23 protein-coding genes are annotated in these 25585 nt (G+C 43.4%); 21 read left to right on the top strand and 2 right to left on the bottom strand.

Annotation, left to right across the window (positions count from 1 at the left end; all coding sequences use genetic code 11):
* The first annotated feature begins 166 nt into the window (after positions 1 to 166).
* The 15 genes from LG336_RS26425 to spoIID all read left to right on the top strand — a co-directional run bounded on the left by LG336_RS26425 (position 167) and on the right by spoIID (position 15322).
* Positions 167 to 544 carry an NADH-quinone oxidoreductase subunit A gene (locus LG336_RS26425; protein WP_404330447.1) on the top strand — a complete coding sequence of 126 codons (378 nt, stop codon included), beginning with the start codon at positions 167 to 169 and terminating at the stop codon, positions 542 to 544.
* Positions 535 to 1047, top strand: coding sequence for an NADH-quinone oxidoreductase subunit B family protein (locus LG336_RS26420; RefSeq protein ID WP_221873617.1), 513 nt, complete (start codon positions 535 to 537; stop codon positions 1045 to 1047). Before LG336_RS26425 ends, LG336_RS26420 begins: the two co-directional genes overlap by 10 nt.
* A gap of 3 nt (positions 1048 to 1050) precedes the next feature.
* A complete protein-coding gene (locus LG336_RS26415; protein ID WP_404330446.1) occupies positions 1051 to 2370 on the top strand; it encodes an NADH-quinone oxidoreductase subunit C in 1320 nt (439 codons plus the stop codon).
* Positions 2371 to 2376: 6 nt separating this feature from the next.
* Positions 2377 to 3477 carry an NADH-quinone oxidoreductase subunit D gene (locus LG336_RS26410; RefSeq protein ID WP_404333293.1) on the top strand — a complete coding sequence of 367 codons (1101 nt, stop codon included), beginning with the start codon at positions 2377 to 2379 and terminating at the stop codon, positions 3475 to 3477.
* Positions 3477 to 4490, top strand: coding sequence for an NADH-quinone oxidoreductase subunit NuoH (nuoH, locus tag LG336_RS26405; RefSeq protein ID WP_404330445.1), 1014 nt, complete (start codon positions 3477 to 3479; stop codon positions 4488 to 4490). Before LG336_RS26410 ends, nuoH begins: the two co-directional genes overlap by 1 nt.
* 277 nt (positions 4491 to 4767) lie before the next feature.
* Positions 4768 to 5187, top strand: coding sequence for an NADH-quinone oxidoreductase subunit NuoI (nuoI, locus tag LG336_RS26400; RefSeq protein ID WP_404330444.1), 420 nt, complete (start codon positions 4768 to 4770; stop codon positions 5185 to 5187).
* Positions 5184 to 5711 (top strand): NADH-quinone oxidoreductase subunit J, encoded by a 528-nt coding sequence (locus LG336_RS26395; protein WP_404330443.1) that lies wholly within the window; start codon positions 5184 to 5186, stop codon positions 5709 to 5711. Before nuoI ends, LG336_RS26395 begins: the two co-directional genes overlap by 4 nt.
* Positions 5708 to 6013, top strand: coding sequence for an NADH-quinone oxidoreductase subunit NuoK (nuoK, locus tag LG336_RS26390; RefSeq protein WP_404330442.1), 306 nt, complete (start codon positions 5708 to 5710; stop codon positions 6011 to 6013). The genes LG336_RS26395 and nuoK overlap by 4 nt, the downstream gene beginning before the upstream one ends.
* A 158-nt stretch (positions 6014 to 6171) precedes the next feature.
* Positions 6172 to 8037, top strand: a complete 1866-nt coding sequence (nuoL, locus tag LG336_RS26385; protein ID WP_404333292.1) for an NADH-quinone oxidoreductase subunit L — start codon at positions 6172 to 6174, stop codon at positions 8035 to 8037.
* Entirely contained in the window at positions 8037 to 9539 is a 1503-nt protein-coding gene (locus tag LG336_RS26380) for an NADH-quinone oxidoreductase subunit M (protein ID WP_404330441.1), read from the top strand. The genes nuoL and LG336_RS26380 overlap by 1 nt, the downstream gene beginning before the upstream one ends.
* Before the next feature lie 6 nt (positions 9540 to 9545).
* A complete protein-coding gene (gene nuoN, locus LG336_RS26375) occupies positions 9546 to 11057 on the top strand; it encodes an NADH-quinone oxidoreductase subunit NuoN (protein WP_404330440.1) in 1512 nt (503 codons plus the stop codon).
* A gap of 290 nt (positions 11058 to 11347) precedes the next feature.
* The gene (locus LG336_RS26370) at positions 11348 to 11584 is read left to right on the top strand and encodes a DUF1146 family protein (RefSeq protein WP_404330439.1); all 237 of its coding nucleotides are present in this window, start codon (positions 11348 to 11350) and stop codon (positions 11582 to 11584) included.
* A gap of 325 nt (positions 11585 to 11909) precedes the next feature.
* Positions 11910 to 12608, top strand: a complete 699-nt coding sequence (locus LG336_RS26365) for a YwmB family TATA-box binding protein (RefSeq protein WP_404330438.1) — start codon at positions 11910 to 11912, stop codon at positions 12606 to 12608.
* Between the two features lie 32 nt (positions 12609 to 12640).
* The gene (murA, locus tag LG336_RS26360) at positions 12641 to 13948 is read left to right on the top strand and encodes a UDP-N-acetylglucosamine 1-carboxyvinyltransferase (protein ID WP_404330437.1); all 1308 of its coding nucleotides are present in this window, start codon (positions 12641 to 12643) and stop codon (positions 13946 to 13948) included.
* A 342-nt stretch (positions 13949 to 14290) separates the two neighbouring features.
* Positions 14291 to 15322 (top strand): stage II sporulation protein D, encoded by a 1032-nt coding sequence (gene spoIID, locus LG336_RS26355; RefSeq protein WP_404330436.1) that lies wholly within the window; start codon positions 14291 to 14293, stop codon positions 15320 to 15322.
* A gap of 41 nt (positions 15323 to 15363) precedes the next feature.
* Here the strand turns inward: spoIID and LG336_RS26350 are convergent, their stop codons facing one another.
* Together LG336_RS26350 and LG336_RS26345 are read right to left on the bottom strand one after the other, a co-directional pair.
* Entirely contained in the window at positions 15364 to 16386 is a 1023-nt protein-coding gene (locus LG336_RS26350; protein ID WP_404330435.1) for a nuclease-related domain-containing protein, read from the bottom strand.
* Positions 16387 to 16701: 315 nt separating this feature from the next.
* The gene (locus tag LG336_RS26345) at positions 16702 to 17121 is read right to left on the bottom strand and encodes a VanZ family protein (protein WP_404330434.1); all 420 of its coding nucleotides are present in this window, start codon (positions 17119 to 17121) and stop codon (positions 16702 to 16704) included.
* 126 nt (positions 17122 to 17247) lie between these two features.
* On the opposite strand from LG336_RS26345, the gene LG336_RS26340 reads away from it, so the two are divergent.
* The 6 genes from LG336_RS26340 to LG336_RS26315 all read left to right on the top strand — a co-directional run bounded on the left by LG336_RS26340 (position 17248) and on the right by LG336_RS26315 (position 25519).
* Complete coding sequence (locus tag LG336_RS26340; RefSeq protein WP_404330433.1) at positions 17248 to 18216, top strand: peptidoglycan DD-metalloendopeptidase family protein; 969 nt, start codon at positions 17248 to 17250, stop codon at positions 18214 to 18216.
* A gap of 102 nt (positions 18217 to 18318) precedes the next feature.
* Positions 18319 to 20310 (top strand): penicillin-binding transpeptidase domain-containing protein, encoded by a 1992-nt coding sequence (locus tag LG336_RS26335; protein ID WP_404330432.1) that lies wholly within the window; start codon positions 18319 to 18321, stop codon positions 20308 to 20310.
* A gap of 882 nt (positions 20311 to 21192) precedes the next feature.
* Positions 21193 to 21375, top strand: a complete 183-nt coding sequence (locus tag LG336_RS26330) for a hypothetical protein (RefSeq protein WP_404330431.1) — start codon at positions 21193 to 21195, stop codon at positions 21373 to 21375.
* Positions 21376 to 21648: 273 nt separating this feature from the next.
* On the top strand, positions 21649 to 21954 hold the full coding sequence (locus LG336_RS26325) for a DUF4212 domain-containing protein (protein WP_404330430.1): 306 nt from the start codon (positions 21649 to 21651) through the stop codon (positions 21952 to 21954).
* A 33-nt stretch (positions 21955 to 21987) separates the two neighbouring features.
* Positions 21988 to 23658 carry a sodium:solute symporter family protein gene (locus LG336_RS26320; RefSeq protein WP_404330429.1) on the top strand — a complete coding sequence of 557 codons (1671 nt, stop codon included), beginning with the start codon at positions 21988 to 21990 and terminating at the stop codon, positions 23656 to 23658.
* The gene (locus LG336_RS26315) at positions 23639 to 25519 is read left to right on the top strand and encodes a DUF294 nucleotidyltransferase-like domain-containing protein (RefSeq protein WP_404330428.1); all 1881 of its coding nucleotides are present in this window, start codon (positions 23639 to 23641) and stop codon (positions 25517 to 25519) included. Before LG336_RS26320 ends, LG336_RS26315 begins: the two co-directional genes overlap by 20 nt.
* Positions 25520 to 25585 lie beyond the last annotated feature (66 nt).

Raw genomic sequence — 25585 nt, 5'->3', positions numbered from 1 at the left:
TGTTTAGAACAAAGGGCTCTCACCCCAAAAAATAGTTTAAAAGTTTGTGAATTTAATTTTCCAGTTTTCTAAGGCTTTATCGACACATTTTGGTAACAATGATATAATTGTTATCGATTACAATTTTAATAATCTGAATTTATTTTACAACAATGGGGGGTTAGGCATGGAACTTTTGAATGTATATCAAAATAATTATTTGATTGTTTTTGTGTTCCTATGTCTCGGTGTTTTGTTACCAGTAGTTGCTTTGTTTGCAGCGAAGCTTCTTCGCCCAAAATATAAGGCGATTGACTCGAAGTACACTACATACGAGAGCGGAATTGAGCCATTCCACGATGCGCGGATACAATTCAATGTCCGCTATTATGTGTTTGCCCTGATGTTCGTTATTTTTGATGTGGAGACGGTATTCTTGTACCCATGGGCGATTGCCTATGAAAAATTGGGCATCTTTGCTCTGATTGAAATGCTAATCTTTGTTGTGATGCTTCTGATTGGCCTCATCTATGCTTGGAAAAAGGGTGTGCTGAAATGGATTTAAACTTGGAGTTTTTATCACAAGAAGAGATCGAAGAGGTAAGAAGAAATGTATTTTTCGGAAAACTTGAAGAGGTAAAAGGTTGGGCTCGAAGTGCATCGCTATGGCCGATGACATTCGGTCTTGCTTGTTGTGCCATCGAAATGATGGGAACAAGCTCCGCGCACTACGATATTGAGCGCTTTGGTACCTTCTACCGAAACTCACCGCGTCAATCAGATGTCATGATTGTATCCGGTACCGTTACGAAAAAAATGGCTCCAACTGTTCGTAGACTTTATGATCAGATGGCAGAGCCAAAATGGGTGGTCGCAATGGGATCCTGTGCAACTGCAGGTGGTCCTTATGTAAAATCCTACTCCGTTGTTAAAGGAGTCGACCAGATAGTCCCAGTAGATGTATACATACCAGGCTGTCCGCCAAATCCGGCAGCGCTAATTTACGGGATTAATAAATTAAAAGAGAAAATCCGTTATGAGGCGAAAACCGGGAAGAAGGTGATCTAACCGATGAGCGGGGAAAAAGATCTTGAACAATTAAAAAAAGAAGCAGTAGCCAAAGCAAAAGCGGCCGCAGCTGCTAAAAGAAAAGCGAAAGAACTAGCTGAAAGTGGAGCTAAAGAAGAAGAAGCCCCACCAGCAGAGCCATCAGGCGATGATCTAGCGAAACAAAAGGCTGAAGCAGTAGCAAAAGCGAAAGCGGCCGCAGCTGCTAAAAGGAAAGCGAAAGAACTAGCTGAAAGTGGAGCGAAGGAAGAAGAAGCTCCACCAGCGGAAGCCGCAGGCGGAGACGACGACCTAGCAAAGAAAAAAGCCGCCGCAGTAGCCAAAGCAAAGGCTGCAGCAGCCGCAAAACGTAAAGCAATGGGTCAAGAAGCCGAAGCGGAAGAAGCCCCATCAGGCGGAGACGACGACCTAGCAAAGAAAAAAGCCGCCGCAGTAGCCAAAGCAAAGGCTGCAGCAGCCGCAAAACGCAAAGCAATGGGTCAAGAAACAGAAGCGGAAGAAGCTCCATCAGGCGGAGACGACGACCTAGCAAAGAAAAAAGCCGCCGCAGTAGCCAAAGCAAAGGCTGCAGCAGCCGCAAAACGCAAAGCAATGGGTCAAGAAGCAGAAGCCGAAGAAGCACCAGCAGGCGATGACGACCTAGCAAAGAAAAAAGCAGCAGCCATTGCAAAAGCAAAAGCGGCCGCAGCTGCGAAAAAGAAAGCAGCTGAAGGTGGAGCAGCTTCTGGAGACGATGCGAAAGCGAAGGCGATTGCCGCTGCCAAAGCAAAGGCTGCAGCAGCAGCTAGAGCAAAAGGTGGAAAAGCCGCCGGAGCGGATACACCAGAGGAAGCAAAAGCACCATCACCAAATCAGAAATATCTCGATAAATACGTCGAAATCATTAAAAAGCATCTGGGCGAAGATGTGTTAGAAGACTCCTATATTAACAATCTTTCGAAAGATGTTCCGACGCTTGTGGCGAAGAGAGACTCCTATTATAAAGTGGCCGAGTTCCTCAAGTTTAACGAGAGTCTTAGCTTTGACTATTTATCAGAGATTCATGGGTCAGACTTTGAAACACATATGGAAGTCTATGCTCACTTTTATTCATATAAAAACCGTCAGTCTGTTGCCCTTAAAGTTAAAATTGACCGTGATCAACCTGAGATTGAATCACTGGCAAAGCTTTGGGCCGGGGCCGAATGGCCAGAGTGCGAAGCCTATGACCTATTAGGAATCCGCTTTACGGGACATCCGGATTTGCGCCGCATCATGCTTGGTGAAGACTGGATCGGACACCCATTAAGAAAAGATTATGAACCGTATGATGTGGAGGTGTAGCCGGTGGTGGCACGCACAGAAGAAATACTCTTGAACGTTGGCCCGCAGCATCCAAGTACACACGGCGTGTTCCGTCTAGTTTTAACCATTGACGGCGAAGTGATTACGGATGCCAAACCAGTGATCGGTTATTTGCACCGCGGGACAGAAAAAATTGCTGAAAATCTTCAATATACCCAAATCATTCCTTATACGGACCGGTTGGATTATGTCTCAGCCATGACTAATAACTATGTACTGGTTCATGCCGTTGAAACCATGATGGGTACGGAAATTCCAGAACGTGCCGAGTACTTACGAGTATTGGCGATGGAATTAAACAGGGTAGCTAGCCACCTGTTGTGGTGGGGTACATTTATCCTAGATTTCGGGGCAACGAGCCCATTGCTCTATGCCTTCCGTGAACGGGAAATGATTCTGAATCTACTAAATGAACTTTCAGGTGCACGTCTTACGTTCAACTATATGCGTGTTGGTGGCGTTAAGTGGGATGCACCAGAAGGTTGGATTGAAAAGGTTCAAGAATTTGTTCCATATATGAGAAAACAGCTTAAAGGCTATCATGAGTTAGTCTCAGGAAATGAAATCTTTCTCAACCGAACAAAAGGCATTGGTACCTATACGAAGGAGGATGCCCTTAACTATAGCTTAAGTGGTGTAAACCTAAGAAGTACTGGCGTGAAATGGGACTTGCGGAAAGATGAGTCATATTCCATTTATGACCGCTTTGATTTTGATGTCGTTACACGCGACGCAGGAGATGCGTTTGCTCGATATGAGTGTCGACTAGAGGAAATCTTGGAATCACTTAAAATTATTGAGCAGGCATGCGAGCAATTTCCACAAGATGGACCGATTATGGCGAAAGTGCCAAAAATCATCAAAGCACCAAAAGGGGAAGCGTTTGTCCGAATTGAAGGCTCTCGAGGAGAAATCGGATGTTATATTGCAAGTGATGGAAAGAAAGAACCGTATCGCTTGAAGTTTAGAAGACCGTCTTTCTATAACCTACAAATCCTCCCTAAGCTATTAGTAGGGGAAAACATCTCGAATCTTATTTCGATTTTAGGAGCCATTGACATCGTTCTTGGGGAGGTTGACGGATAATGATTCAGGATCTGCTCCATTCGAGCCCTGGTATACTCAACTTTGGAATCTTCTTCGTGCTGGCTCTATTACTTTTATTTGTAATTCTTGGCTTTGTTACTTACGCCATCCTTGCTGAGCGGAAAGTGCTAGGCTTCATGCAAGGGCGGATTGGGCCTAACCAACTCGGTGGACGTTGGGGCCTTTTACAGACTGTGGCGGACGTTTTAAAGCTTCTTGTAAAAGAAGACCTTATCCCTAAAGCAGCAGATCGACCATTGTTCATTATTGCACCAGTGATTGCCTTTGCGCCATCCTTTATTGTTATGGCCACCATTCCGCTTACGGATAAGCTGCAGTTTGCCGACTTGAATGTAGGTTTGCTCTACTATATCGCGATTTCTGGGATCTCAGTTATCGGGACGCTAATGGCTGCATGGGCTTCAAACAATAAGTATTCCTTGCTTGGAGGCATGCGTGCTGCGGCACAGATGGTATCTTACGAGATTCCGCTTGTTATGAGTGGACTTGGAATTGTTCTTTTAACTGGTAGTTTGAACCTGAATGAGATTGTCGCGCAACAACAGGAGTCAGGCTGGTTCATCCTGTGGCAACCGATAGCATTTGTCGTCTTCTTTATCTCAGCAACGGCCGAGTTATACAGGGTTCCATTTGACCTTGCCGAAGCTGAAAACGAACTTGTTGCCGGTTTCCATACCGAGTATTCAGGATTCCGTTGGGCCATGTTCATGCTATCTGAATATGTGTACATGTTTGCGATGGCTTCGCTCATCTCTGTATTATTCTTAGGAGGCTGGCTGCCGCCATTTGAATTCCTAGGATTTATTCCTGGAGCTGTGTGGTTTGCACTCAAGTTTAGCCTTGTGATCTATATCCTGATCTGGTTCCGAGCTACTTTCCCACGAATGAGAGCGGACCAGTTAATGGAATTTGCTTGGAAGGTATTGCTTCCAGTCGCATTAGCGAACATCTTCTTAACAGCGCTATTAAAAGAATTGCTAAATATTTTCTAAGAGGCTCTTTTCTCAAACTTCGTTGCCTTCACAGTTAGGATAGGATTTATATAACCATGTTTACTCTGCGAAACTAGCTATGGTTTATGAGAAAAGTGCTTGCAAACTCAGTTTAAACGCACCAAATAGCTTATTATGCGTTAAAATCGGCTTTAGGATTTTAACAACAATTTTACGAAAATAGTATTCATAATCAATGTTTTGCTGCAGCGCCTTTCCCTTCGGGGGCAGTCCCAGACAGGCGCTTCCGCTTTACAAACAAGGGGTGAAATAAAACGTGCTAGGATGGACGAAAGGATTAGCTTATACCCTTAAAAACCTGAGCAAAGAAAAGGTTACGTACGATTATCCTAATGAGCCGTTGCCGCTTCCGGACCGGTTCAGGGGGATCCAGAAGTTTTATCCGGAAAAGTGCATTGTCTGCAATCAATGCGCCAATATTTGCCCAACAGATTGCATTCAATTAACCGGAAAAAAACACCCTGATCCAACCAAAAAGGGAAAAATCATCGATACGTATGATATCAACTTTGAAATCTGTATCCTTTGTGATCTGTGTACAGAGGTCTGCCCGACAGAGGCCATCATCATGACAAATGAGTTTGAATTGGCAGAATACAGTCGGGATGATTTATTTAAAAACCTTGAATGGCTCGATGAAAATGACGAGAACATACGGAAGGTGAATAAGGCATGACGTTTTCTGGCGAATTTTTAGCATTTATCGCACTTGCTTTAGTAGCAATTATTGGCGGCGTGCTTCTATTGAACCTAACCAAAGTAGTCCATATGGTGGTGGCACTCGTCTTTACTTTTATCAGCATTGCCGGCATTTATATTCTGTTGTCGGCTGAGTTCCTTGCGGTTGTCCAGATTTTAATTTACTCTGGTGCCATTTCAATCATTATGCTCTTTGGGATTATGCTGACCAAGCATAATGATGAGGATGAGGAAACGCAAAAAGGCGGTAAGTGGCGAAAAGCCCTGCTCCTGCTAGGTGTCACAGCCTTTGGAGCCGTCTTTTATATTGGAATTTATAATCTTGACTTTGGCAGTGCACCGGTTGCGCTTCATGAAAACAATGCAGAGCAAATCGGGATTTCGTTGTTTAGCGATTATGTGATTCCATTTGAGTTAATGTCAGTCCTTCTATTAGTGGCCTTTGTAGGGGCAATTGTTCTTTCTAAGAAGGATAAAGAAGAGGAGGCGGAGAAGGAATGAATCTTTCAGCCTATCTGGCGCTTGCCTTAATTTTATTTTGTATCGGACTTTATGGGGCGTTGACGAAAAGAAACACCATCATCGTGTTAATTTCGATTGAATTGATGCTCAATGCCGTTAACATCAATTTAATTGCTTTCAGTAAAATGGGATTCGCGCCATCGATTACTGGTCAAATCTTTGCAGTCTTTGTCATTGCCGTTGCCGCTGCGGAGGTAGCTGTTGGAATTGCGATCTTACTTGCTTTATATCGCAACCGCAGAACGGTCAATATTGATGAAATGAATGAATTGAAGCATTAATGTAGGCCGCAAAAAGCGGTGCTTAAAATGAAATGAACCATTAATGAAGAAAAACCGCTAAAGCGGCGCTTAGAAAGAAGAACGATGCCCCAAATTGGGCACAATCTGACGCGCAAAGTCACAAAAGGTAGGCGCGTTCAAAAAAAGGGGATTGTGATATCATGGAGAATGCTTGGCTCATTCCGCTTTTCCCGCTTTTATCATTTCTAGTTCTCCTTCTGTTTGGCAAAAAGCTGAAAGAAGCGAGTGCGTATGTAGGGATTTTGCTGACCCTTGCCTCTTTGGTTTTTTCAGTCATCGTGCTGGTGGGACGTTTTACGAATGCCACCTTTAAAGCCGAAGCTGATTGGCTACAAATAGGAGATCTGCAATTAACAGTGGGATTTGAGGTAAATCAATTAAACGCATTGATGCTGGTGATTGTGTCACTAGTCAGCTTTCTAGTACATACTTATTCAAAGGGCTATATGCATGGGGACGAGCGCTTTCCAGTGTTTTATGCCTATCTTGGCCTATTCACGTTTGCGATGCTCGGGCTTGTTCTCTCACCAAACCTCTTGCAAACCTATATTTTCTGGGAGCTTGTAGGGGTAGGGTCCTTCCTGCTAATTGGCTTTTATTTTAATAAAGAAAGTGCTAAAGCTGCAGCGAAGAAAGCCTTTATCATGACTAGAATCGGGGACGTCGGTCTTTTGATCGGGATGATCCTATTATTCTGGCAAACGGGTAGCTTTGAATATGACGAAATCTTTGCAAGTGTTCACGCTGGCGAGGTTTCAGGAACGATGATTACACTAACAGCGATTTTAATTTTTATCGGTGCGGTCGGAAAATCCGGTCAGTTTCCGCTTCATACCTGGCTTCCAGATGCGATGGAAGGTCCGACACCTGTATCGGCCTTAATCCACGCAGCGACAATGGTTGCCGCCGGTGTTTATTTAGTGGCAACGATGTTCCCACTATTCGCAGCAAGTGAAACCGCGATGTCCACTGTGGCCATTGTAGGAGCGTTCACGGCAATCTTTGCTGCAACAATAGGTCTTACCCAAACAGATATTAAAAGAGTACTAGCATACTCCACAGTCAGTCAGCTCGGGTATATGATGCTTGCCCTTGGTGCCGCTGGCTATGTAGCAGGTGTGTTCCACTTAATGACTCATGCATTTTTCAAAGCGTTGCTGTTCTTAGCAGCAGGAAGTGTCATTCATGCTGTTCATACACAGGACATTGAGAAAATGGGTGGTCTTTGGAAGAAGCTTTCGTTTACGGCTCCATTATTTTTAATTGGAACGTTAGCGATTAGCGGTGTACCGTTATTCTCAGGCTTCTTCAGTAAAGATGAAATTCTGATTGCTGCTTGGGCAAATGGAAATTATGTCTTGTTCTGGTTAGCGGTGATTGCTGCTTTCTTTACCGCTTTTTACATGTTCCGCCTCTTCTTCATGGTGTTTGTAGGCAAAGAACGAAGCGAAATGAAAAACGTTCACGAATCACCGGTCTCGATGACAGGTCCTATGATTGTTCTTGGAGTTCTTGCCGTTGTCAGTGGATATGTCAACACACCATGGTTCGGGACATTCCTAGGCGATTGGCTTGTTGAAGGCAATGAAGCGCTTGGGCACGGCCATATCGAAGGTCCAGCCTGGATTATGATTGTCGCAACTCTTGTTTCATTGGCCGGAATTTACTTAGCTTACCTGATGTACCGCAAAAAGAGTATTGCTCGTGATTGGTTCACAAGCCGTGCACCAACGTTGTACAGCATTGTGGTAAACAAGTACTTTATCGATGAAATCTACAACACTACAATTGTGTATGCGACCAAGTCGATCAGTCTGTTCCTACGCTTTATCGAGCTCTTCCTTGTTGAAGGCTTGGTTAAAACGGTAACAGGTATCGTGAAAGGTCTTGGAGCGACTGGCTCGAAGCTACAAAGTGGTCAGGTTCAAACCTATAGCACGGTGGCGTTTCTCGGACTTGCTGTGCTGTTGCTCATCTTCGCGTTAACAGGGGGGTATTTATAATGGATAGTTTCTACTTAAGCCTACTCGTTTTCTCCCCGTTATTAGGCATTATATTATTGGCTTTTATGCCAAAGACGAATGAAAAAGGCTTGAAAATGCTTGGAGTGTTAGGCACAGTGCCTGCAGCAATTCTTGCATTAATGGCATACTTCGCATATTTAGGTGGGAAGAGCCTAGAAAGCTTTGCTGAAAAGGTGAACTGGATTCAGTTCGGCAGCTTCGGTGCCCTTGATCCAAACCTGTTCACGGTCAAATATGAGCTAGCAATAGATGGTTTTTCACTCTTAATGATTGTGTTAACCTCGGTTCTAGCGTTGTTAGCGGCGATTGCCTCTTTTCATATTAAAAAAGAATGGAAAGGCTATTTCATGCTTTTCTTGCTTTTGGAAATTGGAATGCTTGGGGTATTCACCGCAGAGAACTTGATTTTATTCTTTATCTTCTTTGAAATTACCTTGATCCCAATGTTCTTCTTAATCGGGAAATGGGGTTATTTTGACAAAGAGAAAGCAGCTTATAGCTTCTTAATCTACAACGGATTAGGCTCTGCTGTTCTATTGATTGTCATCATGGTGTTATTTGCAAAAACAGGGACAACGAATATCGAGGCCCTAAAGGTTTTAGTCAATTCACCTGAGCAAGTATTAACACCAATCTCAGATTCTTTAAAAATGGGACTCTTCATTGCGTTACTCATTGCCTTTGGAGTCAAATTGCCAATCTTCCCATTGCATAGCTGGATGTTGCGCGTGCACGTTGAGGCGCCGCCTTCAATTGTTATGTTGCACTCCGGGATTCTTTTGAAAATTGGTGCATATGGTCTCATTCGTTTTGGAATGGGGATCTTCCCAGAGCAGTTCCAGGAGCTAGCGGTGTTAATCGCCGTTCTCGGAGTCGTGAATCTGCTTTATGGTGCATTTTTAGCCTTTATTCAAACAGACTTTAAAATGGTCCTAGCGTATTCCTCGATTTCGCATATGGGAATCGTCCTAATTGGCTTAGGAGCTTACAATGAAGCAGGGGTTCAGGGAGCGATCTTCCAAGTTGTATCCCACGGGTTAATCTCAGCTCTATTGTTCTTCTTAGTTAGCGTCTTGTATGAGCGTGTCCAGACCACGCATATCAACAACCTTGGTGGCTTGGCGAAGGGAATGCCAATTGTGTCCGGCTTTTTACTAGCGGGAGCGATGGCGTCACTTGGTTTACCAGGGATGTCAGGATTTGTTAGTGAATTTATGGCCTTCCTTGGCTTGTTTAAGGAAATGCCAATTTTAGCAGCAGTTGGAGCCCTCGGTATTATTATGACGGCGGTCTACTTGCTTCGTGCAGTCCTTGCGATCACGTACGGAAAGTCAAACCGCGAATATGCCGGCATTACTGACCTCCGTTCTTATGAATGGGCACCGGTCCTTGTCCTTATCGGACTAATCATCCTAATTGGCGTATATCCAGCTGTGTTAAGTCAGCCATTAGAGAACATCGTGCTAGGGATAGGAGGGTGATGAAGGATGGATTTAGAGACATTAGTATCATTTGACTGGGGTTTGATGGCACCAGAATTCATCATTCTCATCGCCACAGTGCTATTAACCTTGCTAGATTTATTTTTACCGAAAAAAATCAACCGTAGAATCCTCGGCTGGGTCGCTTTTGCCTCTATCCTTGTTGCCATTGCTGCACTTGGTGGATTGCTGGGCGAGCAAGTCGGATCGATTTTACATGATACCTTTAGGTTAGACTCATTTGCAAAAGCATTTAAAATGCTATTGCTTGTCGGCTCAGCATTGGTGCTGTTGTTAGCGATTGATTATCAACCAAAAGAAGGCTTAAACGAGTACCGCGGAGAGTTTTACTACTTGTTCTTGACAGGTCTACTCGGAACGATGATCATGTCTTCAAGTGGAGATTTGATCACATTATTTGTAGGACTTGAGTTGCTTTCAATTTCTTCCTATATTTTAGCGGGCTTGCGAAAGAAAAACTTAAAGTCGAATGAATCTGCCATGAAGTATGTGATTAATGGAAGTATTTCCACGGCAATTACTTTGTTCGGAATGAGCTATTTATACGGGATCACAGGTTCAACCAACCTGAAGGCAATGGCTGGGTCGTTAGTGAGCTTAACTGACCCGCAATATATTTATCTTCTTGGTCTATCGTTCTTTATGATTTTTGTCGGCTTATCATTTAAGCTTGCGTCTGTTCCGTTCCATATGTGGGCGCCAGATGTATACGAAGGCGCACCAACACCGGTTACAGCTTTCTTGAGTGTCGTTTCGAAAATCGCTGGTTTCGTCATCATGATTCGGATCATGGTATCCATTTACTCCGCGATTCCGATGGAAGATGGGACAACTCCGATGCTGTTTGGCTTACAGGACTTCATTGGCTTCCTAGCCGCTGTAACGATGATTGTCGGAAACTTGGTCGCTCTTAGACAGAGAAATATCAAACGCCTATTTGCTTACTCAAGTATTGCGCATGCAGGGTACCTTCTGGTCGCATTCACAGCGATGTCTTATGTGATGTTCGACAGCATTTGGTTCTATATGCTTGCCTACCTGTTCATGAACCTTGGAGCATTTGCCATCATCCAGTTGATTACGGCAAAAGAGGGTTCAGAGGATATTACTCATTTTGCTGGTCTTTACCGCCGTGCGCCACTTTTAGCGGTAACAATGGCTGTATTCATTCTCTCGCTTGCAGGAATTCCAGGAACAGCTGGGTTTATCGGGAAGCTGAATATCTTCCTTGGAGCCTTGATGGTAAGCCCATCGCATTATGTGCTTGCATCGATCATGATTGCCACGTCGGTAGTATCGTATTTCTACTATTTCGGCATCATGACACAAATGTTCTTCCGTCCTGCAGCAGCAGAAGGAAAGCTAAAGGTGCCTGCAGCAACAACCGTTGTGCTCATTATTTGTGCCGCGGCAACGGTATTATTTGGAGTCATGCCGCAATTGGCATTTGACTTCTTACAAACAAACTTCAATCAGTTTATGGATTTTATGAGTTAAAAATGGTCGTCCAAATTGGGGGATTTGGATGACTTTGGTTTTACAAAGGGGAAAAGGATATAGTTTTACCAGAAGCTGGCCTTGGGGGAGGTCAGCTTCTTTTATTTATGATAAAATAAGAAATAGAAAGAAATTCGACATCATTCAACAAATGTCACAAAATGTTCACATATTAAAAATGGGGATATTTTATTGGATGTAAATAATAAAATGAAACCTTTTAGCGATGGTTCCGTTATATAATAAGGAGTAGATTGCTCTATGGGTTTGGAAAAAGGGGGGAAGGATTTGTGATTTCAGACTTTGGTTCACAATCTTTGCTTAGTATTATTTCACATCTTGCTTTTATCGCTTTAGCATGGTGGGCGCTTCAGGCGCTTCATTTCGACAAACTTCTACGAGCACATCGCGTGATGCAAGCTAGAGTACTGTACATATTGCTTTCCATTGTGATTGGGTCAACGGTAAGTAATTTCTTCCTTGATTATTTGTTATGGTCTCAGCAATTGCCAACTTTATTTCAGTAAAGTTTTCCTATGCTTTTGGTAAAAAATTAGGTATTAATACATGTTTCCAAATCATGTATTATTGAGTAAGATTGTTTTTGGGTTGATTTTTATTGTGAAACATGTAGCATGCTACAACACAGAAAACCTCACATATACAGTAACCTCATTGATTTATACAAGCCTCACAATAAAAAACAGTTTCAACTTGTAGGAGTCTTTTTATTTTAGGTGAACGCCTGGTACGGTTGTCCAAAATTTATAAAATGTCAAAAAGTGACGACAATTCCCAAGTATGCTCCTTCCCAAATCGGTAAAAATGGTAGTAAGGGGAGGAGAGATAGAGATGAAAAAGTGGTCATTTTATTTAGTAGTTATTGGCATTATTAGTTTTATCGTGTTACAGGTAGGGAATAGAACCATTGAAGCGGACTCTGATCAAGATTTATTAACTCTGGTCTCTGTCTTACAGGACGAACATATTTTAGTCAAAGAGTGGTCGTTATATTCAAGGGAAATAGTGGAAAATCATGAGCCAGACCAGGTGATTGCCAATCTAAAAGACCAATTAGCAGGTTGGTCCTGGAATGAGTCTACGGCCACATCAACTTCGTCAAACAACATCCATCAAGAAATAAAAGTCATTACTAGCCATTCGCATACATATGTCATGTATGAGGTTAAGGGACAAGGGTGGAATGAAAAAACCGAAGCTTTCGTGACAAAAGAGTGGCAAGAGCATCTTCTTACCATCTTTGATGGTCAGGCTTCAACTTTTTCTTGTATAAAAGGCGAGTTCGGTGATAAGATGGATGAGGCTTTGCCGGTTTTCATGAATGGGCTTTTGGATGCTTTTGATGCAGAAGAAATTGAAGCATTAGAAGAAGACAATTTCCTATCAACATCTGCCTATTCTCCATTATTTTCAGGAACGATAAGCGAAGACCATGATATGAATTTACAGCTTGGACTTAGAAAACCAGACGGAATGGGCGGAAATACTACCCTCGTAGTTGGCACACCCATCATAACGATTGAATATTAATATAGAGAAATTGGACGCGGAGGGGAATACATTTGGAAAAAATCATCGTCCGCGGCGGACAAAGGCTTAGCGGCACAGTTAAAGTTGAGGGAGCAAAAAATGCCGTACTGCCCGTTATCGCTGCAACATTATTAGCAAGTGATGGAAAAAGTATTATTCGTGATGTGCCAACTCTCTCCGATGTATATACGATCAACCAGGTACTACGATCTTTAAACGCCGAAGTGGTGTTTAAAAATAATACAATAGTTGTCGATGCATCTCGAGAGTTGAAAATTGAGGCACCATTTGAATATGTTCGGAAAATGCGTGCTTCCGTTTTAGTAATGGGATCTTTGCTTGCCCGTAATGGCCGTGCACGCGTGGCTCTGCCTGGAGGCTGTGCAATTGGTTCCCGTCCAATCGACCAGCACTTAAAAGGTTTTGAAGCAATGGGTGCAAAAGTGAAGGTTGGAAATGGATTTATTGAAGCAGAAGCGCCAGAAGGTCTTCACGGTGCAAAGATTTATCTAGATTTCCCAAGTGTGGGAGCAACAGAAAACATCATGATGGCTGCTGTACTTGCAAATGGCCTTACTACGATTGAAAACGTAGCGAAAGAACCAGAGATTGTCGACCTTGCAAACTTCCTTAATAAAATGGGAGCGAAAGTAAAAGGAGCCGGCACTGGAACGATTAAAATTGAAGGCGTAAAAATGCTCTTTGGAGCAGATCATAACATTATTCCTGACCGCATTGAAGCTGGGACCTTTATGGTTGCTTCAGCAATTACAGGCGGGAACGTACTTGTCAAAGGTGCCGTTCCAGAACATCTTTCTTCCTTGATTGCCAAAATGCAAGAAATGGGTGTCATTATTGAAGAAGAAGCTGAAGGGATTCGTGTAATCGGACCAGAGAAGCTAAAGGCTGTTGATATCAAAACAATGCCACATCCTGGTTTCCCAACAGATATGCAATCACAAATGATGGCGTTACTTCTTCGTGCAGAAGGCACAAGTATGATTACGGAGACTGTGTTTGAGAACCGTTTCATGCATGTTGAAGAATTCCGCCGGATGAACGCACAAATTAAAATTGATGGCCGCTCTGTCATCATGAATGGTCCATCTGATTTACAAGGTGCAGAGGTTGCAGCAACAGACCTACGTGCAGCTGCCTCACTTATTTTAACCGGATTAGTAGCAGATGGAATCACACGCGTTACGGAACTAAAGCATTTAGACCGTGGTTACGTTGATTTCCATGACAAACTCGCTGGATTAGGTGCCGACATCGAACGCGTAAATGAAGTCGAGGAAATGGAAGAAACTCAAACCTTCATTTCCGATCTGAATGCGTAAGATAGGTAAACATTTATATAAGATACCCATAAAACCGGAGAATCCAGCGAGATTCTGCGGTTTTTAGCTGTTTGCCACGCATAGTATCTATAAGAGCTTGCACTTTTATTCCGATTCATTTTTGAATTTTTTATATCCATATGGGAAAATGTACAAAATAATTCGTGAAAATCTGGAATATATTGAAATTGTAAAAAAGTTACTGAAATGGATAAGTTGTAATGTTATTTTCATCTAATTTACTTGCAGGGTTGGTGTCATAAATGCTTGTCCTCCACCATATGATTGAAGGGAGACGGGTACTTCTCCGTTTAATAATTCAATCGTTATGGAGGCCATTCAATGAAAAAAAAATTCAACCCAATCATCGTCCTAGCAGCTCTTCTATTTACAGTTATCCTCCTAATTCCGACAGTACTGGTGCTTCCCTTTAGTGGAGAACAGGCAATTGGAGAACTTAGTGAAGAGGTGAACACCGCAGAAGTTGAGGTCTCATCCGAGCCATCTGCAGACTCAAGCGTTGAAGTCGCCGTCTTCCGTACCGCTCAGTCACAAGTGGAGAAGGTGCCTCTCAATGAATACTTAGTTGGCGTGGTCGCGGCCGAAATGCCAGCTGAATTCGAAATAGAGGCGTTGAAGGCACAAGCGCTAACGGCACGGACCTATTACGTTAAACAAATGATGGGAACGGCAACAAAGGGATTACCAGAAGGCGCGCATGTCACCGATACCCAAGCCCATCAAGTCTATAAAAATAAAACGGAATTGCAGCAGCAATGGGGATCTGCTTTTAACCAAAAGTACGCAAAAGTAAAAGAAGCCGTTCAGGCAACGGATGGTCAGATTTTAACCTACGACGGTGAGCCGATTGAAGCGACATTCTTTTCAACAAGCAATGGCTTTACCGAAAACTCTGAGGATTACTGGTCAAATAATATTCCTTATTTACGAAGCGTAAAAAGTCCATGGGATACAGTGTCCCCTAAATATACCGAGCAAAAGATTATTCCAATCAGTGAATTTGAAAAAAAGCTTGGGGTTAAGCTGGCAGACCGAAGCGAAGTGGGCAAGATTACTCAGAAGACAGAAGGCAATCGCGTCGGGAAAGTAGAAATTGGCGGCAAAGTCTTAAGTGGGAGAGATGTCCGCGATATGCTCGGGTTAAACTCCAGTGATTTTAAATGGTATGCGAAAGGGAACAACATCGTGATTGAAACGAAAGGCTATGGCCACGGCGTCGGCATGAGCCAATACGGCGCAAACGGCATGGCCGCCGAAGGCAAGAACTATCAAGACATCGTCCAGCACTACTACCAAGGAGTCGAAATCGCCTCAGGCGAAAGCACCTTGGCCCAAGTAACGGCGAAGAAATAGAACCAGGGCGTTTAACACGCTCTGGTTTTTTCTATTGTAGGTCATTGAGGGGTTTTTTTATCGCTCTTTTTCGTTAAACGAAGGTACCGTGCTTCTAGCTGGTCGAGAAAATCGGTTGGGCGGTGGTAGATGCGGCCTTTATTTTCACCGGTGCTTGGCAGGTTTAGCGACAAAAGAATCCTACTCGCTGTTTTGATGCAGTCTATTCCAAAATAATCTCTGAACTCTTTGTTTGTTATGGTTGGTTTATTGAAAAGGAAGTAATCAAGGATCCCGTCATGGTGTGTATCTTTGGAATGGGTAAGACAGCGGGGACAGATCCAAATGCGGTCTTTTCTGATTAATTTAGTCGAGGGACACTTAGGACAAAGAGCACCAGGGAGAACGTCTTGTGGTGAAAGACCGTACGTTTTTTCTATATCAGGGAAAAGTGGTGTGTCGTCTTGAAGGAGAAGCATGGAGACTTTTTTAACCAATCTATCTGTTAGAACATCCTTCGTATAGGGGTTAGTGAGATTCGTAAGTTTGTTTTTAAGGTTCTCTACTTTGCAGACCTGCTGCAGAATGTCTGGTTCATCTGTTTTGATGATGGCCGATGGGTTGCTCAGAACGACAAGAGGGATCAACGGAATAGTTAGAGGGAGTTTATGAGTTTCTAGCCAATCTTGTAACTGTTCCTTATGGCGGTTTACTTGTACGATTGGATTTTTATAGCCCTTTTTTCCATAATAAGAGTTTTGGCTAAATTGGTCGGGACTAAAATCGAGTTCGCCACCCATGTTTTTGGTTTCAAGAATGAGAATATACTTACGCGAAAGAATAGGAGTGTCGATTTGGAAGTAATGCTGTTCGTGAGGGAGACGTAAACCTCCGAATATAAGATGTTTTTTGTCATCGAGGAACGTTAAATGGAATTCAGTCGCCTTTTCGCCACGATACCCTGACATATAGCTGCTGATTTCTCTTTCTAATTGAGGTATTTTAGGATGGTCGGGACTCAGTCTGGGAATGAGAGCATGGCAAAATAGCACATTTAGAGGGATTGGGCGAGGTTTTATGTACAAATGGATTCCTCCTTATTAGGTTTGATAAAAAAATACGGCACTAGTGGGGCAGTTTCCTTCATGAAACGGTAAGATATTGTGAAGGATTTGTGACTTTATAGGGGTGGGGGTAAATTTTATTACCCTTAGGGAGAATATAATAATGGGGTGCAAAATTATATTCCCTCTGAGAGACGTTATATTCCCTAAAATGGACCAGATATTCCCTCAAAGAGAATATCGGGCTTAATATATTCCCTCAGAGAGAATATCGAACCTAATTTATTCCCCTAGAGGGAATAAACGACCGGGATATTCCCCGTAGAGGGAATAAAATCACCGCACCCACGCAGCAAACTTCCGCAACCAATCCCCCAACCGCACAAACTTCCCACTAAAATAAGCATGATGCATAAAATGAGAAGCAACTAGGACACCAATGGTATCTTTTACAAAGTCAATAACCGTCGCGGAACGATAGGGCACAAAGGATTGATGTATTTCATCAACCAGCCCATAGCCAATCGCCACTCCCATAAAAATAAAACTCATCAAAGGTTTAAAGTTCGTAAACGTGAGCCCCGCTAAAAACAACAGCACATACAATATTCCAAACTCCACTAGATGAAGACTTTCTTTTATAAAAGCATCGATCCCCTTATCGGGTAACTCAACAACCGCATCGGCAGGCATGCTTGAAAGGACCCAAATGAGCACCATATAAAGGACGGGCAAAAACCTAATCACGTATTTCATAAAAAGCCTCCAAAAAATAAAATGTATAATTCTGCAAGGTTTGTCGAAAAATAAGCAGTAAAAAATTTTTCACTCTATGTATATATTTTTTCGCATCTGTTCAGAATGATTGCTGAGGTGATGAAAATGAGAGAGGAAAAATCTTCTCAAGAAAAGAGCTTTAAACGCTTTTTTAAGAAGCGGTGGATGTACCCAGCAATTTATTTAGCAAGTGCCGCAATCATACTAACAGGTGTTCTTTACTTCCAAGGCAGCGGTGAACAAAGTACAGACATTGAACAAGCGACGGATAATCCGAGCAGACAGTTCAATGACGAACCAGCACTAGAAGTAAATACGTCTTTGGAAAATTTCACAATGCCAGTGGAAGATGTCGACAATGCAGTTGTCAAAATGCAGTTCTATGACAATAACAGCGACAAAGCAGAGCAAGAAGCAGCACTAGTAGTCTACAATAACCAGTATCATCCGAACACAGGGATCGACATCGCTGATAAAGAAGGCAAAGAATTTGATGTCGTTGCATCTTTAAGCGGGGAAGTAACAATGGTTAAGGAAGATTCACTGCTAGGAAACGTAATTGAAATCGAACACGACAATGGAATTGTAACACAGTATCAGTCAATTAAAAATATGAAAGTGAAAGCAGGCGACACCGTTAAGCAAGGTGACCAAATCGCAACTGCTGGTACAAGCCAGTTTAACGAAAAAGCTGGTATTCATGTACACTTTGAGATCCGCAAAGACGGTACTCCTGTAAACCCACTTGATTTCATGGACAAGCCAGTAAGTGCTCTTCAGGACTTAGAAATGGATACTGAAGGCGATGCTGGTAAATCTGAAGCAGGCGAAGAAGCCAATATGGATGAAGACACTTCAACTGAATCAAGCGGAACAAGTACTGATGAGGAATCTTCAACTGAAGAAGGTACTGGTACAGAGGAAGAATCTTCAACTGAAGAGGGTGCAGGTACAGAGGAAGGCTCTCCAACTGAAGAAGGTTCTGACGCTGAGGAAGGTACTGACACAGAAGAAGAAACTCCAGCTGATGACTCTAAAGAGGAAACGGACTCAACTGAATCTAGTAACTCTTAATATCAGTAGTAATAGAATTAAGAAACCCGCCATTATGGTGGGTTTTTTTTCATGGACAATACATAAAATATGTTAAAATTTAGTTTAGAAGGGGGAGTCGCATTGAAAAAAGCAATCATCCTGATAACAGTTCTTTTAACGATTCTGATTGCCGGGTGCTCGAGCAAGGAGCCAACGCCGGATGAGAGATTTTCAGAATATGTAAGTCTCTGGAATGAGCAAAAGTTTGAAGAAATGTATGAACTACTATCACAGTCATCCAGAGACGCCATCACAAAAGATGACTTTGTCGGTCGCTATAATAAAATTTATCAGGACCTCGAAATCGGGGAGCTTGATGTTGAATTCAGTCCACCAGAAGAAGAAGCTGACTATGAAGAACAAGCGAATTTTGCTTATTCCGCAAGCATGGAAAGTGTAGCTGGTCCCATTGAGTTTGATCATACTGCGGTTCTAGTAAAAGAGGAACGCGAGGAAACCAACAATTGGTACGTGAATTGGGACACAACATACATATTCCCGGACCTGCAGGAAGGCGATAAAATTAGTTTTAACAATGTGCCTGCTGTCCGTGGGAGCATTCTCGACCGCAGGGGCAATGGCCTAGCAATCAACGGAACGGCGTTACAAATTGGCGTAGTTCCTGGAAAAATGACTGAGGACTCTGTCAAACAACTGAGTGAAATTATAGGAATGTCTGAGGAGCAAATCAATAAAGCGATCAATGCTTCTTGGGTAAAACCAGATTTATTTGTGCCCCTTAAAAATATCTCAAAAACCGACGAAGAGCTGAAGGAAAAGGTATTTGCCGTAGATGGCGTCACGAATATGGAAGTTGGGGCAAGGGAATACCCGTATGGTGAGGATGTGTCCCATCTAGTTGGCTACGTATCAGTGGTAACAGCCGAAGACCTTGAGAAGAATGAGGGAAAAGGCTATACTGCGCAAGATTATATCGGCAAGCGGGGCCTCGAGCAGGTTTTCGAAGAGAAGTTAAAAGGAACAAACGGTGTCAAAATTTCGATTATAAAAGAAGATGGCAGTGAAAAAGTGCTTGCTGAAAAGCCGGTAGAAGATGGAGAGGATGTTCAACTTACGATTGACGTGGTTCTTCAGCAGAGAATCTATGATCAATTAAAAGGGGAGGCCGGTACAGCCGCAGCGATTAATCCGGTTACCGGAGAAACATTGGCGTTGGTTAGTGCCCCAGGCTTTGATCCGAATGCAGAAACACTAGGGATTTCGGTAGCGGAACGAACCGCGCTAGAGGACAATCCATTAAAACCGTATCTGAACCGTTTCAAGGTGACATATGTTCCAGGATCCGTGATTAAGCCGATTACAGCAGCAATTGGATTAAACACCGGTAAAATCAACCTGGATTCAGCCTATGAAATTACGGATAAACAATGGCAGCCAGATAAATCTTGGGGAGATTACAAAGTAACGCGCTACACGAATTTAGCAGGCGAGGTCGACCTCGAGAAGGCGTTCATTTACTCAGATAATATCTATTTTGCTCGTACCGCATTAGAAATTGGCAAAGAGGATTTTGCTGACGGGTTGAGGAAATTTGGTTTTGAAGAGATGGAATATCCTTATCCACTTGAGGCGTCACAAATAGGCGAGCTTAGCAGCGATATGCTTGTTGCTGATTCTGGTTATGGTCAAGGGCAGGTAGAGATGAACATTCTCCACTTAGCGGCAACCTACACGCCACTCGTCAATAATGGGAACTTAATCAAACCGATTTTATTAACCGAAGAGGAACAAAAGCAGGTTTGGGAAGAGGGACTTGTGAGCGCTGAAGATGCCTCTGGAATCAATTCGATGCTTAAAAAGGTCGTCAGTGATCCAAACGGGACCGCTCATATCGCTAGAATCGAAGGCACCCCATTTGCTGGAAAAACGGGGACAGCGGAAATCAAGGCTGAACAGGGAACAAAAGGCCGTGAACTCGGTTGGTTCGTCGGCTATAACCCTGAAAACCCAAATCTATTGATCTCAATGATGATTGAAGACGTCCAAGACATCGACCGCTCAAAATCAGCAGCCGTTCGCATCAAGAATGTGTTTGTCGCCGAGCAGGAATAAAGTGTAGGAGTAGACCAGCGGGGAAGCCCACTGGTCTTTTGGGGGTGGTGGCCTTATATCAGGTTATATAATCCCGATTGGCTGTTGTTCAGCGTAGTACGGGCAATTAGAAGGGCTCTATTAACCCGTTCGGTAACTTTCCAGCGGAGTACGGGCAATTAGAAGGGTTCTATTAACCCGTTCGGCAACTTTCCAGCGTAGTACGGGCAATTAGAAGGGTTCTATTAACCCGTTGGGCAACTTTCCAGCCCAGTACGGGCAATTAGAAGGGTTCTATTAACCCGTTCGGCAACTTTCCAGCCCAGTACGGGCAATTAGAAGGGTTCTATTAACCCGTTCGGCAACTTTCCAGCGTAGTACGGGCAATTAGAAGGGTTCTATTAACCCGTTGGGCAACTTTCCAGCCCAGTACGGGCAATTAGAAGGGTTCTATTTACCCATTCGGCAACTTTCTAGCGGAGTACGGGCAATTAGAAGGGGGATTGTGTAAACCTATCTAGGCAGGCAGTAAGTAAAGACCGCCCCAATAAAGCTCACCAAAAATCCCCTAGTTAAAAAGAAAGCCAGAATGCTGCCCCCTATTAAAACTAGACTACTAACCAAAAATAGTAATTTCCTCTCCTAAAATCTTCAAATTTTTTTCGACATGGATAAAGAGGCAGAATCCTGTTTCTAGTAAGGGTGAAGAGCAATACGTGAGAGATATCGACAGAATATTACTAAAATTCATATTAGTTTTTACTTGACCTGTTGCTATGTAGCGTGGATAATAAAAATTACAATTTTCTAAAAATTAAATAAACTGAAACGGGTGTGAAAAGGTAATCTAGTATGCTTCATTTCTTGGACTAGTTTGGTAACGCTTACAAGGAGGTGTTTAGTTTGTTCGTATTTATACTCTTAATCTCCATTACTGGGGTGTCTTTAGTGATGGCGTTGCGTCAGAAGAAATCCTACTTCCTTGCAATTCCCTTCATTAGTATCTTTTTATATTTCCTATTTGAAATCGCCATGGTGCCAGAGCCATTTTTTGATACAGTCAAATTTATTTTCAGCTTAAGTTGATTGGTGCCAAATTGGGAGGAGGTGAAATTTACATAAGTAGTAGGAACCAATTTTTATTTAGGCTCTTTTCTCAATCATTGGTGCTCTTGGAAACAAAATAGGTTTGATTAAGCCTTGTTTCACTACAAGTAGCCTTTTAATTATGAGAAAAGAGCGTGCTAACTTCCTATAACGAAGGAAATAACTTATCTTGCGTTAAAATCGGTTTTAAGATTTTTACAATTTTAACAACATCTTTACGAAAATAGCCTTATTTTAAAAAGGGGTGGAAGTGTGAAGAAAATTGAGAAAGCAGTTGCGGATCAGTATTTTCGTGAGAAGAACCGCTATATGGTCATTTATTTAATTATTTGGTTCGTCGTATCGTACGGTTGCGTGCTATTAGCCGAGCCGCTTAGCGGTATTACCATTATGGGGGGATTCCCGTTCCATTATTTCATGGGCGCCCAGGGAGCGGTCGTCACCTTCATTATTCTGTTATTTATCAACGCCAAGGTCGGTGACATGATTGATAAAAAATACGGCATTGATGAAGAACAAAACATCAAGCTAAGCGCGGGGAAAAGTGTCGACCACTAAAAACGTAAGTCAGTAAGTAGAGGGGGAAAATGTTTGGATACTCAGTTTTTGGTCTCATTTTCAATTATAATTGCGACATTTGCACTATATATCGGAATTGCTGTTTACAATAAGGCGCGGGCGACATCGGACTTTTATGTAGCGAGCCGCGGGGTTCCGCCAGTTTTTAATGGTATGGCGATTGGTGCTGACTGGATGAGCGCCGCTTCGTTCATCGGGATGGCCGGAACGATCATGTTGCTCGGGTATGACGGGCTTGCTTATATTATGGGGTGGACCGGTGGTTACCTGCTGTTAACCTTCCTACTCGCTCCGCAGCTTCGAAAATATGGCCGCTATACAGTGCCTGAATTCATCGGTGACCGCTATGATAGCCATACGGCTCGTGTTATTGCCGCGATTTGTACAATTATTATTTCCTTTACGTATTCAATCGGCCAGCTGTCTGGATCAGGCGTGGTAATTGGCCGTTTATTTGAAATTGATGCCAAGCTTGGCACAATGATTGGCGTAGTCTTGATTGCATTCTACGCGGCTTTTGGTGGAATGAAGGGAATTACCTGGACACAGGTAGCGCAGTATATTGTGTTGATCATTGCTTACCTAATCCCAGTTATTTTTATGAGTTTGCAGTTAACAAACAGTGCATTGCCATGGCTTTCTTACGGGGAGCTGGTTGGGAAAATGGGGGAGCTTGACCGTGAGCTCGGCATTTCCGAATACTTTGCACCATTTACAAACGGAACGAAATGGCAGTTTATCGCCCTAATGTTTACGCTTATGTGTGGAACGGCCGGTTTGCCGCACGTAATTGTTCGTTTTTACACGGTGGCAACGATGAAGGCTGCTCGTTGGTCTGGAGCTTGGGCGTTACTATTTATCGGACTTTTATATTTATCAGCACCGGCATATGCCGCGTTTTCTAGATTTATTTTAATGACAAAGATTGCTGGAAGTGAGATTACCAACCTTCCTGCTTGGACGAAGTCGTGGATTGATACTGGTAAGCTGCAGCTTGCTGACGGGAATGGCGATGGCGTCCTGCAGTGGAGTGAACTGATCATCTCCAACGATATCGTCGTTATGGCGACTCCGGAAATTGCCAATCTTGGCGTATTCGTCATCGGGTTGGTTGCAGCGGGTGCGATGGCCGCGGCCCTTTCAACTGCTGGTGGTTTGATGATTTCAATTTCATCTTCCTTCGCACATGATATTTTCTACCGCGTTTGGAAGCCAAATGCAACGGAAAAAACTCGTCTTTCTGTAGCTCGTTGGTCGATTGTTTTAGCAACTTTATTTGCAGGATTGATTGCTTTGAACCCTCCAGGCGCGATTACGCAAATTGTTGCTTGGGCGTTCGCACTTGCGACAGGAACTTTCTTCCCAGCTCTCGTTCTTGGAGTTTGGTGGAAGCGTTCGAATGCACAGGGCGTTATTGCCGGACTTTTAGTTGGTCTGGGCGTTACCCTTGGCTACATTTTTGCAGCAAAGTACGGCGGATTCACGATTCTTGGCATCATTGACACTGGCGCGGGTGTCTTTGGAGCTGCAGCGGCTTTCTTAACGAATATTATCGTTTCGCTTGCCACACCAGCACCGTCGCAAAAAATCCAAGAAGAAGTTCTCGACTTGCGCTACCCTGAGCAAATGGTCTACAAGGATGGCGAAGTATGGATGAATGAAGATGGATCAACAAAAGCATAAGAATTTATATGAGGCTGTGCGACTTCACCCCCTATTTCAGGGGCTGGAGCAACGTACAGCCCTTTCCCTTGTACAAAAGTGTGAGCAGAGGGTGTATAAAAAACAACAAATCATCCTCGAGGCCGAAGAACCGCGCTACGGTCTATTGGTGATTTTATCAGGAATGGCGGAGGTGTTTGTTGAAGAGGAAGTGCTAGAGATTCTCCAGGTGGGAGAATTAATTGGATTTTCAAATTTAGCAGAGGTGGTTGGCAAAGAGGTTCAAGTGCCGGAAGTACAGGCGATGGTTCAGGTAAGGGCCGTGGAAGACATCGAGGCACTGTTCATTCCATTCGATGTGTTAGAAAACAGGTGGAAGGAACCACGGGTGATGGAATATTTGCTTGCTCAGGTGACCGTCCGGTTAAGGGATGTTTATGCTTCGCTTGCTGAACAAGTAAAACTAGCGAATGATTTTGGTGAAAAAGAACCGTTCATGATGAGAGTTCAGGACATCATGATTGAAAAGCTAGTGACTGTCCAGCCGGACACAACGGTTCAAGCGATTGCTGAAACGATGTCGGCAAATCACACGAGTTCAGTGCTCGTGATGGAAAATGAGCGGCTCACGGGAATCCTCACCGAGCGTGACATTGTCTCGCGTCTGGTTGCCATGGGGAAGTCCTACCAAACCACCGCAAATGAGATTATGACCCCCAACCCGATTACGATTTCCCGGTTTGCCTATTATTATGAGGCCATTTCTGAAATGCTGTTAACCGGTATCAAGCATTTGCCAGTTGTTGATAGTAAAAAAACAATCGGCATCGTGACCCTATCCGATTTGTTCCGTAAAAAAAATGCCAGCGTCATGAAGACGATTAAAAGCATAGAGGAGGCGGACGAAGAGTCGCTGCCGTCGATAAAGGCAGCGATCTATGAGTTAACAGAAACGTTGATAAAAGAACGAGTACCTGCTTTTTCATTATTAGAGGTTGTCACGACGCTTTACGATCGTGTTGTCGTGCGCGTGGTTGAGTTAGCAGAGACAAAGGTGGGGAACGGCAGGGCAGGTACCCAAGGTAAATCGCCCCGATACGCGTTCTTCCAAATGGGCTCAAGCGGTCGCGGGGAGCAGTTTATGTTGACCGACCAGGACCATTTTCTTGTTTATGAAGATTCAGGTGACCCTGTTTATTTTAAAAAGCTTGGAATTGAGATTACGAGACTGTTAGAAAAAGCTGGCTATGCGCGCTGTTCTGGGTTGATGATGGCCAGTGAGTCGGCTTGGCGAGGCTCTATTAGTCAGTGGCAAGAGCGCGTCCGACAATGGATGCTAAAATCGACAAACGAAAATCTACTGTTAGCGCAGAACTTCTTCTCGTACCGGTTTGTTGCTGGCGATAAGAAGGTTTCTCAAAAGCTAGATATTTTGCTAGAGGAGTTGCTTGGAAGGTCAAAAATCTTCTTATACCGTCTGGCTCAGGTTGAAAGGGTCCAAGGAAAAATCCCCGAGTTGGATCAACCGATTCGTGCCCTGTTTAAAAGGAGCCGAAAGAATATTGATTTGAAGAAAGAGGTGCTGTTTCCCTACCATCATAGTTTGCAGATTTTGGGGCTTGTAAATGGAGTTTTAACAGGAACGCCGGTGCAAAAGATTGATTCACTCAAGGCAAAGGGTGTGTTTACAGCTGATTTTGCTGATGAGTTGAAGGCTGGAGTTGAGCAGATTCTTTCCATTTATATTCGATTGAGATGGGCGGGTGCCGGGACTGTTCTAGCATTTAACACACTATCAACCAGGGAGAAGGATGAGTTGGAGTTAAGCCTCCACACCCTAAATGAGCTCCAAAGTATGGTATTTGCGAGGTTTTCGGTATAAATCTTGGCCAATAGCGTGGTACGAGGAGTAATTTAATCCTAGTAAAAAGCACTTTATCCCAGTGAA

Origin of the sequence: Mesobacillus maritimus, assembly GCF_044803185.1 — a bacterium.
Classification (GTDB): Bacteria; Bacillota; Bacilli; order Bacillales; family Cytobacillaceae; genus Mesobacillus_B; species Mesobacillus_B maritimus_B.
Note: the sequence above shows the minus strand (reverse complement) of the source record. Positions and strands in the feature narration are given on the sequence as shown.